The sequence below is a fragment of the uncultured Brachyspira sp. genome (assembly GCF_944390595.1).
In the GTDB taxonomy this organism is placed as follows: Bacteria; Spirochaetota; Brachyspiria; order Brachyspirales; family Brachyspiraceae; genus Brachyspira.
The window spans coordinates 1-11632 of the sequence record NZ_CALXRN010000138.1; the positions used below are offsets into that span (position 1 = coordinate 1).

Below are 11632 nucleotides of genomic sequence, written 5' to 3' on the forward strand. Positions count from 1 at the left end.
GTAGAATATTTAAAAATAATTAATGATAAAAATAATTAATGATATAAGAGGTTAAATGTATGGCTAAAACAATACTAATTGTAGACGATTCAAATACAGCTAGAGCATCTGTTGAATATACCTTGAAGAAGGGCAGTTATAGTGTGGTATCTGCAGATGATGGTACTACAGGATTAGAGGTTCTAGGTAAAACTCCAAATGTTGATATGATAATAACTGACCTTAACATGCCTAAAATGGATGGTATAGAATTTATTAAGCATGTAAGACAGGTAGATCAACATAAATATACCCCTATTCTTATGCTTACAACAGAATCTCAGGATGAGAAAAAGATGGAGGGTAAAGCTGCTGGAGCAAGCGGCTGGCTAGTAAAGCCATTTAACCCAACTCAGCTTTTAGATGTAGTAAAACGTTTTTTAAGTTGATGTTTTGTAGAAAAAACCTTATTATATTTATGTATTAATAAGGATTTCATTAAAAGGTAGAGGTTTAATATATGTTTGATAGTGATGAATTTATTTCGATATTTTTAAGTGAAGCTAATGAGATAGTAGAAGGTCTTGAAAATGACTTAGTGCTTTTAGAGGATAATAAAAGCGATGAAGACCTTTTAAATAAAATATTTAGAAGTGCTCATACTTTAAAATCATCTGCTGGTACAGTTGGTTTTACAACTATGAGTGAATTAAATCACGTTGCAGAAAACTTATTAGAAAAAGTAAGAAGCGGTAAATTAGATGTTACTCCGCAAATGATTACTGTTCTTTTGGAATTTTTGGATACTGTTAAATTAATGCTTCAAAATATTGTTGATGGTAAGAGTGAAACTGACGGTGTTACTAATATAGAATCTTTAAAAGCTAAAATTAAAGCTATAGCTGATGGAAATGATGTAAGTACTGCCGCACCTGCCCCATCAAAAGCAGCACCTGCTCCTGAGGCTAAAAAAGAAGAGCCTAAAGTTGAAAAAGCAGCAGATGAGGAAAAAAAGGAAGAAGTAAAAGAAGATGCTGAATCCGGTTCTAATTCTTTTCATATTGAAATGGGATTCAAAGCTACTATTTTTGATAATGGTATAGACCCTCTTATGTTTTTAAATGACCTCAGGGCTATTGGTACTATTAGCAACTTAAAAATTGAATGTAATAGTTTGCCAAGTATTTTAAATCTTGAAGATCCTTATGTTTGTTATACACAATTTTCATTAGATTTTGAAACTAATGCTCCTGAAGATCAAGTTCAAAATATTTTCTTGTTTGTTATAGATGATAATGATATCAATATAATAAATACTAAAGCTGAGATAAAGAATGATGAAGAGCAGGCAAAAGAAGAATCAAAAACTTCTGAAACAGCAGCGGCAGAAGAAGAAAATACTAAACATGAAGCAAGCCAAAATGAAGCTTCACATCAGGAAGCATCTCAAACTGCAGAGGCTTCAAAATCTCCTGCAGCAGCATCTCCTCAGAAAGCAGCAGCAAAAGTTCAAGCTCCTTCTACAGTTAGAGTTGATACAAGAAAACTTGATAGCTTAATGAATCTTATAGGAGAGCTTGTAATTGCTCAATCAAGAATAATGCAGCTTACGCAAAGTTTAGATATAGATAATGGTTTGAAAGAAGCTGTTAGTTCTATGGACAGAACTTCTAGACAAATACAAGAAGAAGTTATGAATATTAGGATGATGCCTATTGGCCCTATATTTAACCAGTTCCATAGATATGTAAGAGACTTGAATTTAGAATTAAATAAAGAAGTTAAATTGGTTTTGAAGGGAGAAACAACAGAAATAGATAAAAATATGTTGGAGCAATTATCTGACCCTTTAAAACACATGATAAGAAATTCTATGGACCATGGAATAGAAAAGACTAAAGAGGAAAGAATAGCTAGAGGTAAGCCTGAATACGGTACTATAACAATGTCCGCAGCACACCAAGAAGGACATGTTGTTATAGAAGTTGCTGATGATGGTAACGGATTAAATAAAGAAAAAATATTAAATAAAGCTATTGAGAAAGGATTGCTTTCAAAAGATGGAAAATACTCAGATGGAGAAATATACAGAACTATATTCTATCCTGGTGTTTCTACTGCTGAGAAAATTACTGATATCTCAGGAAGAGGTGTTGGTATGGACGTTGTTAGAGCTAATGTTGAAAAGATGAAAGGTAAAATAGAAATTAAATCTGTAGAAGGACAAGGCAGTACATTTATAGTAAAACTTCCTTTGACATTAGCAATTATTGAAGGTATTACATTTGCTTTAGGAAAGCAAATATATATAATGCCTCTTATATCTATTATTGAACAAATAAAAGTAAAAAATGAACAGGTAAAACCTTTTGAAGGTAAAGGTGAAATGATAAAAATAAGGGATGAATATTTGCCTTTAATTAGATTGCATAAGGTTTTTGAAATAGATACACAAGTTGAAAATATAGAAGATGGTATTGTTGTAGTTGTAGAAGCTGGATATAGAAGATGTGCTATATTTGTTGATGAGCTTTTAGATCAGCAGCAAGTAGTTATAAAATCTTTGGATTCTGCATTCAGTAAGCATGCAGGAATAGCTGGAGGTACTATACTTGGAGATGGTAAGATAGCTCTTATCATTGATATACAAGGATTAGTTAATATGTCCTTACAAGGAAAAATAAACAACGGCGTAAAATAAAGGATTGAAATATGTTAGATAATCAAAAAATAAATGTTGATAGCATACCTCAAGTTGGAGGACCATCTTTAGATCATGAAGATAATATTTCTACCGAACCAAGTCAGCAGTTTTTAGTGTTTAAAATTGATAATGAAGAATATGCCCTTGATGTTTTAAGTATTGATGGTATAGTTGGAGTTACTAATATAACTCCTGTACCAGGAAGTCCTAAATACATGAGAGGGTTAATGAATTTGAGAGGTAATATTCTTCATATCGTTGATATTAGAATAAGATTTGGATTAGCTAGAAGAGATGATCATTCTATAGAAGATGATGTTATTATTGTAATAGCAACTACTAATAGAAAATTTGGAATATTAGCTGATATGGTAAGCGATGTTATTACAGTTTATGAGAGTCAAATGACAGAAACTCCTATAGATAATATGAGAGGACTTCAAATTTCTAACGTTATTAGATTAGAAAATAAAATTATAATGGTTCTTCCTATAGAAGAAATTATTAAATCTGGTAACGAAGAAACTAAAAATTTATGATTTTATTTAAGGAATAACAATGGATGATTTAAATGCCAATATGCCAGCCTTAAGTGATTCTGAGTTTGAAGAATTAGTTAAGATTATTTATGATAAAACTCGCATACAGATGTCTAATCATAAAAGAGCTTTGGTTACATCTAGATTAAGTAAAAGACTTAGAGCTTTACATATGGATTCTTTCAGAGAATACATAGATTTTGTAAAAAATGCTAAAGATGAAGAGCTAACAAATTTTGTAAACGCTGTGACTACTAATAAAACGGATTTCTTTAGAGAGAACAAACATTTTGAGTATATGAAAAGTACTTTTCTTCCAAATTGGGAGAAAAATTTTAAAGACGGAAAGGTTAAAAATCTTAGAATTTGGTCAGCAGCTTGTTCTACAGGTGAAGAACCTTACACGATACAGATGACATTGCATGAATATTTCGGGGCTAATTACGACAGATATGATATTAAAATATTAGCCAGCGATATAGATACTAATGTGCTTGCTCATGGCAGAGCTGGTATTTATAGAGAAGAATCAGTTGAACCTATACAAGATAATATTTTAAGGAAATATTTTCTGAAAGGTACTGGAGATAAGGAAGGTCTTTATAAAGTAAAAGATGTTTTGAAGAAGAATTTGTTTTTTAGGCAGTTAAATTTTAAAGATGAAGATTTTGATATACATACTCAATTTGATTTAATATTTTGTAGAAATGTTATAATTTATTTTGATAAAGAATTCCAAAAAGAATTGTTTAACAAGTTTCATAGGTATCTAAAGGAAGACAGTCTTGTATTTATTGGGCATTCTGAAACTTTGTTTGGAGTATCAGATAAGTTTAAATATGTAGCAAGTAATATTTATAAAAAGATTTAAAAATTAGGGGTAATAATAATGATTGATTTTCCAGCAGCAGCCAATAGTAATTTTAAAAGAATAACTATTTATATAGGCGGTTACTATGCCTCTAAAGAGCCAGCTGTTATTAAAACTGTTTTAGGTAGCTGTATATCAGTTTGTCTCTTTGAGAATAAGTTAAAATTTGGCGGTATGAACCATTTTATGCTTCCAGAAATGAGGGAATGGGAAAATCCTGCAGAAGACTATAATAATACAAGATATGGTGTATTTGCTATGGAAGTTTTAATAAATGAAATTATAAAATTAGGCGGCAAAAAAGAAAATCTAACAGCTAAAATATTTGGAGGAGGTCACGTTTTATCTGGTATGACAAGTAATATTCTTCAAGTTCCAGATAAAAATATTCAATTCGCTAAAAAATTTTTGGCTGATGAAAAAATACCCATAGTAAGTGAGGATATAGGAGGATCTTGGCCTAGAAAAGTTTTTTTCTTTAATACAGAAAATAGAGTTCTTATGAAAAAACTAGAAGGTAAAACTAAAGAATTCTCTGCTGAACAAGAACTTAAATATTCTAAAAACTTACAGCATAAACTTGAAGAAAAATCAGATATCACATTGTTTTAATATATTAATAATTTAGGAAGGATTTTTATGGCTACAAAAATTAAAGTATTAGCTATTGATGATAGCGCATTAATTAGACAATTACTCACTAAAATAGTAAATTCAGATCCTGCATTGGAAATGGTTGGAACAGCAGCAAATCCTATTTTAGCAGAAAGTAAGGTTAAAAATCTTAAACCTGATATTATTACTTTGGATATAGAAATGCCGGAAATGGATGGAATTACCTACCTAAAAAAGCTTATGCTTAATAACCCTATTCCAGTAATAATGTTCAGTTCTTTATTGGATAAACATAGAGAATTAGCTCTTGATGCTTTAAATATAGGTGCTTTTGATTATGTTATAAAGCCATCAGCAAATGTTAGAGATGGTGTTGAGGAATTAGCTACAGATTTAGTAGAAAAAATAAAAAATGCTTATGCTAACAGAGCAAAATTTTATAGAAAACATGGAGTTAGTGTTCCTGCAGAATCAACTGCATCTGCTACTGAAAGAACACCATTAAATTTAGAAGCACCTAAAACTTCCGGATTTAAGGTGTATCAGAAAAATTCAGCAGATATTATACTTCCTCTTACTCCTTCTAGAGAAACACCTATGGATAAAATTATTTTAATAGGGTCTTCTACTGGCGGTACAGAAGCTTTAATAGAATGTTTAAAAAATGTTACACCTTCAGCACCTCCTATTGTTATAACTCAGCACATGCCTGAACATTTTACTACTTCTTTTGCTAAAAGATTAAATAGTTTATTAAAAATAGAAGTATTTGAATCTGAAGATGGTATGTCTGTTGGAAGAGGACAGGCTGTATTGGCACGCGGAGGCAAGCATACTATGATTAAGGTTAGAGGCGGTAAATATTATGTTGAAGTAAAAGATGGAGAGCCTGTAACTAGACATAAACCTTCTGTAGATGTATTGTTCAGAAGCGGTGCTGTTTACGCTAAGAATAAGGCTATAGGTATAATATTAACTGGTATGGGTGATGATGGTGCTAATGGTATGAAAGAAATGAAAGATGCAGGTGCCTATAATATAGCTCAAAACGAAGAAACTTGTACTGTATTTGGTATGCCTAGAGAAGCAATAGCCAGAGGTGGAGTTGATGAAGTTCTGCCGCTAGATAAAATTCTTGCTGCTGCTTTAAAAAGAGTATAAATAAAAATGGATTCAAATATAGATTTATATCAATATATAAATAAATGGGTAGGTGGTACTGCTATCTACCCATCATATAAAATTGATAAACATATTGAAGCAGTATCACAATTAATATCTTCTCATAAATCTTTTAACAATATTTCTCTAATAGCTACAGGTGCCAAAAGAAATGGAACTAATATAAGTTATATGGAGTATTTAAATATCTATATAATTTTAGATGATATTTCTAATGGAAATGATACAAGAAAATTTAAAAATTCTATACTTGAACTTATTAAGAAAAATGATAATTATTCTAATAAAATTATTGAAATATCAGATTCTTTAATACTTGATTATGATAATGAAAAGATTGCTTTGTTTCCATGTTTTAAGGTTATTGAAGAAAAGAACGTTGAGGGTGTATTGATTACATCTGTTGATGCAATTAATGATATGGATTATCCTAAATTAGATAATAAAAATTTTGATAAGAAAGAACATGATTGCGGAAATAATTTTATTAATTTAGTTAAAATATTTAAATACATATTTTCTACATTTTCATCTGAAGTTAAAGCTATAAATGAACTCTCACCAAATATTATAGAGGCATTAATTTGGAATTTACCTGATGAGTATTTTAAATTCAAAGATTATGATGAGGGTATAATTAATGCTATAGATTATATATATGACGTTATAGCCAGTGATGATTATATGTCTCTTTCTGAAATTAATGATATTAAAGTTTTATTTTCAACAAGAAATAATCTTCATAGAAAAGAAATTTTAAAAGCTTTGTACGAAATTAAAGACTTTATTCATAAAAATATTTAAAAAATTTATTTTTTCTTAATTTTTTTCAATAACTACTAATAGTAATATTGCATTAATTCTAAGTAATGATATAATAGAAAAATTTATATTATAATTTTTTTTAGGAGAAAATACTAAAATGAAGAAGATACCAGAAATTTTTGGTAGTATGGTTTTTAATGATAATGTGATGAAGGATAAACTTCCTAAAGACATTTATAAAAAATTAATAAAGACCATAAAAAATGGAGAGCGTTTAAATTTGGAAGTTGCCAATGTTGTTGCTCATGCTATGAAAGAATGGGCTATTGAAAATGGAGCTACTCATTTTACACATTGGTTTCAGCCTATGACAGGAGTAACAGCGGAAAAACATACAAGCTTTATAACTCAAACTGATGACGGTTCCATACGTATGGAATTTACAGGTAAAGAATTAGTACAAGGTGAACCAGATGCATCCAGCTTTCCTTCTGGAGGTCTTAGAGCTACATTTGAAGCCAGAGGTTATACTGCTTGGGATCCTACTTCTTATGCTTTTATAAAAGATGATACTTTATGTATACCTAGTGCATTTTGTTCATATAGCGGAGAATCATTAGATAAGAAGACTCCCCTACTTCGTTCTATGGAAGTAATTGAAAAGGAAGCAAAAAGAATATTAAAGTTATTCGGACATACAAATATAAGCAGAGTATTTACAACTGTTGGAGCTGAACAGGAATATTTTTTAATAGATAGAGAACTCTATTTGCAAAGAGCAGATTTAAGATATTGTAAAAGAACTCTTTTTGGTGCTTGTCCTCCTAAAGGTCAGGAATTAGAGGATCATTATTTTGGGGCTATTAAACCTAGAGTACTTGCCTTTATGAAAGAACTTGATAATGAACTTTGGAAATTGGGAATAGTTGCTAAAACAGAACATAATGAAGCTGCACCTGGACAATACGAATTAGCTCCTGAATATACCGTTACAAATATGGCTACAGATCAGAATCAGATTACTATGGAACTTATGAAGGTTATAGCTGAGAAACATAATTTAGCATGCATACTTCATGAAAAACCTTTTATAGGGGTAAATGGAAGCGGTAAGCATAATAACTGGTCTATTGCTACAGATACAGGATTAAATCTTTTAGAACCAGGAGATAATCCTTCAAAAAATAAACAATTCTTATTATTTTTAGTTGCTATAATAAAAGCAGTTGATGAATATCAAGATCTTTTAAGAATAACTACAGCCACTGCCAGCAACGATCATAGACTTGGTGCTGCTGAAGCTCCTCCTGCTATTATATCTATATTTCTTGGTGATGAACTTACAGAGATATTTGAATATATGGAAAGCTCTAAAAAATATAAAGGAAAAGAAAAAGTTGAAATGGAAATGGGAGTTAATTCTTTAGCAAGACTAACTAAAGATACAACTGATAGAAATAGGACTTCTCCTTTAGCATTTACTGGAAATAAATTTGAATTTAGAATGGTTGGTTCAAGTCTTTCTGTATCAGGTCCTAATATCATTTTAAATACTATAGTTGCAGAAGCATTATCACAGTTTGCTGATATATTGGAAAAATCTGATAACTTGGATAAAGATATTGATGAACTAATAAGAGAAACTTTCAAAAAACATAAAAGAATAATATATAACGGCAATAATTATTCTGATGAATGGGTTAAAGAAGCTGAAAAAAGAGGATTATTTAATTTAAAAACAACTCCTGAAGCATTACCTCATTTCATATCTAAAAAGAATATCGAAGTATTAACTAAACATAAAGTTTTAACTGAAACAGAAATACATTCAAGATATGAAATAAGTATGGAAGAGTATGTTAAAGAAATTAATATAGAAGCTCTTACATTAGTAGATATGGTACATAAACAAATACTTCCATCTTCAATAGAATATATGGGAGAGCTTACCGATATCGCTGATAAAAAAAGAAATTTAAAATTAAAATTTGATGTTGAGAAAAAATTGATTAATAAGCTCAATGATTTAATTAAAGATCTTGATTCTAAATTGGAAAAATTGGAAGGATATACTGTAGAAGCTAAAAAACTTAATGATGTATCAAAATCTGCCAAATTTTCAAGAGATAAAATATTTGCCTGTTTAGAAGATATGAGAGTTACAATAGATGAATTAGAAAGAATTGTATCAAAAAAATATTGGAAACTTCCGACTTACGGTGATATGCTATATAGCTTATCATAAAAAATAGTAAAGGGCATAGATTATATAATTTATGCCCTTTTATTTTTTCATATCTTATTCATTCATAATGGATAATGATTTGTTCAAATGCTCTATGAATTCTTTATTAAATTTTTCAGGCGAAATAATTTTAAAAGAACCAAGCCAAGGACTTAAAAATATTCTAAGTTCTGTAAAAGATGAAAAATCAAAATTAACTATTATAGAACAGTCTTCCAGTTCTTTTTTTATTTTTTGATTGAATCCGTAATCTCTATTTTTAAAATAATGTGCAACCTCTGAATTAAAATGAATAGTAGTTTTTGTTAATTTATTATCACTCCAATATATACTTCTTTTCTTCTCTATTAGTTTTATTAATTTTTCTCTGCTCTCAATTCTATTTTTATGTTCTTTCTGATATTCTTCCTTTTCTTTATTATTATTGAACTTTAATTTCTGTATTATTTCTATCTTAGATATATTGCTTATAGAATAGGTTTTTATCTTTTTATGTTTATGATCATAAGCAACTAAATACCATATACCCTGAAAATAATAAATGAGGTATGCTATAGCCTTAACCTTATAATTAATATTACTGCTTTGAATATAATAATCAAAACTTATATCATTTAAATCCTTAACACAAGAAAGTAGTTTTTCTATATTTTCACTATCACCTGCTATATTATTTATCTCATTATTAGAAATAACAATAATATCATAATATTCATTGTCTACATTTTGAGGCAATAATTTGGATACAGTTGAATGCGGTATAAGAGATAAATTTGAACTTACCTTTTTCATAAATACAGAAAATAATATATCTACATTTTTTTTAAGATTATCATTATCAAAATTAAACCATTTTTTTAATTTTTTTAAATATTCTTTTTTTAGAGTATATCTGTCATTTTCTAAAATCAGCTCTATCTGCAAATATTTTTGTATTTCTTCTATATCTCTTTGTAATGTTCTTAAGGACATATTATTAGAATCCATAAATTTATTTTTATCTATGAACCCATCTAATATCAATGAACTATACAATTCGAATAATCTTTCAAATTTCTTTTTATCTGACATACTACATCCTTTTTAAAATACACTATGAACAAATTCTTTAACGGCATTACCGTTAATATTAAACTGCTCATTATTGATAGTAAAATATCCGTCTAATACACCTTTAGTAGTTTCCATATCTATTTTATTAAAACTTCCAAATGACTCGTATAAATAATTTCCTGTAACTGTAAATACAAAACTAAATCCTTCTTCTTTAGAATAATAATCTATAACATCTTTATATTCATGTGATTCAAAATCTTTATATACATACCATTTATTATTAAATAAAAACTTTATAATTTTTGAATTTTGAGATTCAGGTTTAGAATCATAAATAAATACAGGAATAGGTTCTGTAGTATAAGAAGTATAAACTAAAGCAGCTGTAATATTATGTGTATATCTAGAAGGATTTCTTCCTACAGTATTCACAGCTATAACTGAACTTGTATCTGTTATGGCATTTTCGCTTCCAGGAACAACTAAATATCCGCTTGGAAGTCCGTAATAGAATGCTGTATATAATGCTCTATTATATTTCCAATTTACCATAGAAGCTGTAAAATTAGTAAATTTAAATGAGAACTCAGCATTAATCAAATTGCTTATAGAAGATTTTATATTTATTTTAGTGTTATAAAAGTTAGGAATTTCTATATTGAATTCACCTATACTTTTTTTAAATTGAGCCCTTACAAAATTATCATAAAAATCTAAAAAATCTTTTTCATTTTCTTTAATAATAAAAGACTGAGAATCTCCGTCAAGTATATTAAAAGCATAATAAGAAAAATATCTTTTTAATCCATACTTATAAAGTTTCCAAAATATTATATGATTATCATGAAATAAATATAAATATAAATTCTCAACCATATCATCATTTATACGTATAGATTTTGGAATACTAGTAAAATCTCCTGTATAATAAATACCATTATTATTGGTAATGGAAATCGTATTAGCATCAAGTACAGGAGTGTCATTTTTCATATATGACTTTAACGGAACTATCCTATAATTAACATGCACAAATATAATCACAGATAATAAAATAAATAAAGCCGCAGCTATAAGAACAATATATTTTCTTATATAGCTGGAAGAATATTCATAATAATTATCGTTTGCTATAAGCCTCTTTTTTATACGCATAATGTTTCTTTTGCTGCATTATCCTTTATATTATCATTATTTTCCAAACTTTTTTTAATATCAGCCTGCACTTCTTCTTCGGTTCTTTTTTCTATTGATGTATCTAATAATTTACTTAAAGCAAATAGTGCCACTTCTATTTCATCATCTTGCGGTCTTCTGGTAGTTATTTTCTGAAGAGCTAAACCAGGAAGTATAGCAAGTCTCATAAGAGGGAAATTATAAAATTTAAATCCCAATTTTAATATTTCATAAGATATACCAGAAACTATAGGAAGTAAAATTATATTAATAGCTAATACAGTCAAATTTCCAACTATTTTAGTTGGAGTATATGAAGCATATATATATGTATATACAAAATAACTTGTAAACATATAAAGCAATATAGAAACTGTTAATACTAAAAACATAAATGTAGTACCGCATCTAGGATGTATAGTTGTATAATCTCTAATATTACCTGTATCAGGGTCTAATCCATGCTCATATGCATTAACAACCATATGTTCTGCTCCATG

At 28.7% G+C, this 11632-nt stretch carries 11 protein-coding genes; 8 read left to right on the forward strand and 3 right to left on the reverse strand.

Annotated features, from left to right (window positions below):
* Nucleotides 1-59: 59 nt before the first annotated feature.
* The 8 genes from Q0J90_RS08155 to Q0J90_RS08190 all read left to right on the forward strand — a co-directional run bounded on the left by Q0J90_RS08155 (nucleotide 60) and on the right by Q0J90_RS08190 (nucleotide 8900).
* Entirely contained in the window at nucleotides 60-428 is a 369-nt protein-coding gene (locus Q0J90_RS08155) for a response regulator (RefSeq protein ID WP_028328429.1), read from the forward strand.
* A gap of 71 nt (nucleotides 429-499) precedes the next feature.
* Nucleotides 500-2680 carry a chemotaxis protein CheA gene (locus tag Q0J90_RS08160; protein ID WP_297277432.1) on the forward strand — a complete coding sequence of 727 codons (2181 nt, stop codon included), beginning with the start codon at nucleotides 500-502 and terminating at the stop codon, nucleotides 2678-2680.
* Nucleotides 2681-2691: 11 nt separating this feature from the next.
* Complete coding sequence (locus tag Q0J90_RS08165; protein WP_297277433.1) at nucleotides 2692-3222, forward strand: chemotaxis protein CheW; 531 nt, start codon at nucleotides 2692-2694, stop codon at nucleotides 3220-3222.
* A 19-nt stretch (nucleotides 3223-3241) separates the two neighbouring features.
* Entirely contained in the window at nucleotides 3242-4093 is an 852-nt protein-coding gene (locus Q0J90_RS08170) for a CheR family methyltransferase (RefSeq protein WP_297277434.1), read from the forward strand.
* An 18-nt stretch (nucleotides 4094-4111) separates the two neighbouring features.
* The gene (locus Q0J90_RS08175; RefSeq protein ID WP_028328433.1) at nucleotides 4112-4705 is read left to right on the forward strand and encodes a chemotaxis protein CheD; all 594 of its coding nucleotides are present in this window, start codon (nucleotides 4112-4114) and stop codon (nucleotides 4703-4705) included.
* Nucleotides 4706-4732: 27 nt separating this feature from the next.
* A complete protein-coding gene (locus Q0J90_RS08180; RefSeq protein ID WP_297277435.1) occupies nucleotides 4733-5869 on the forward strand; it encodes a chemotaxis response regulator protein-glutamate methylesterase in 1137 nt (378 codons plus the stop codon).
* A gap of 6 nt (nucleotides 5870-5875) precedes the next feature.
* Nucleotides 5876-6694 carry a hypothetical protein gene (locus Q0J90_RS08185; RefSeq protein ID WP_297277436.1) on the forward strand — a complete coding sequence of 273 codons (819 nt, stop codon included), beginning with the start codon at nucleotides 5876-5878 and terminating at the stop codon, nucleotides 6692-6694.
* A 118-nt stretch (nucleotides 6695-6812) separates the two neighbouring features.
* Nucleotides 6813-8900, forward strand: coding sequence for a glutamine synthetase III (locus Q0J90_RS08190; RefSeq protein WP_297277437.1), 2088 nt, complete (start codon nucleotides 6813-6815; stop codon nucleotides 8898-8900).
* A 54-nt stretch (nucleotides 8901-8954) separates the two neighbouring features.
* Here the strand turns inward: Q0J90_RS08190 and Q0J90_RS08195 are convergent, their stop codons facing one another.
* The 3 genes from Q0J90_RS08195 to Q0J90_RS08205 form a co-directional block, all read right to left on the reverse strand.
* Nucleotides 8955-9971: a WYL domain-containing protein gene (locus Q0J90_RS08195; protein WP_297277438.1), complete on the reverse strand. Its 1017-nt coding sequence runs from the start codon at nucleotides 9969-9971 to the stop codon at nucleotides 8955-8957.
* A 12-nt stretch (nucleotides 9972-9983) separates the two neighbouring features.
* Entirely contained in the window at nucleotides 9984-11111 is a 1128-nt protein-coding gene (locus Q0J90_RS08200; protein WP_297277439.1) for a hypothetical protein, read from the reverse strand.
* The coding region (locus Q0J90_RS08205; RefSeq protein WP_297277440.1) for a DUF1385 domain-containing protein at nucleotides 11102-11632 on the reverse strand (531 nt) is incomplete at its 5' end. The genes Q0J90_RS08200 and Q0J90_RS08205, both read right to left, overlap by 10 nt.

Coding starts and splice junctions, on each gene's coding strand:
- Q0J90_RS08155 (WP_028328429.1), top strand. CDS start 60: ATGGCTAAAACAATACTAATTGTAGACGATTCAAATACAGCTAGAGCA.
- Q0J90_RS08160 (WP_297277432.1), top strand. CDS start 500: ATGTTTGATAGTGATGAATTTATTTCGATATTTTTAAGTGAAGCTAAT.
- Q0J90_RS08165 (WP_297277433.1), top strand. CDS start 2,692: ATGTTAGATAATCAAAAAATAAATGTTGATAGCATACCTCAAGTTGGA.
- Q0J90_RS08170 (WP_297277434.1), top strand. CDS start 3,242: ATGGATGATTTAAATGCCAATATGCCAGCCTTAAGTGATTCTGAGTTT.
- Q0J90_RS08175 (WP_028328433.1), top strand. CDS start 4,112: ATGATTGATTTTCCAGCAGCAGCCAATAGTAATTTTAAAAGAATAACT.
- Q0J90_RS08180 (WP_297277435.1), top strand. CDS start 4,733: ATGGCTACAAAAATTAAAGTATTAGCTATTGATGATAGCGCATTAATT.
- Q0J90_RS08185 (WP_297277436.1), top strand. CDS start 5,876: ATGGATTCAAATATAGATTTATATCAATATATAAATAAATGGGTAGGT.
- Q0J90_RS08190 (WP_297277437.1), top strand. CDS start 6,813: ATGAAGAAGATACCAGAAATTTTTGGTAGTATGGTTTTTAATGATAAT.
- Q0J90_RS08195 (WP_297277438.1), bottom strand. CDS start 9,971: ATGTCAGATAAAAAGAAATTTGAAAGATTATTCGAATTGTATAGTTCA.
- Q0J90_RS08200 (WP_297277439.1), bottom strand. CDS start 11,111: ATGCGTATAAAAAAGAGGCTTATAGCAAACGATAATTATTATGAATAT.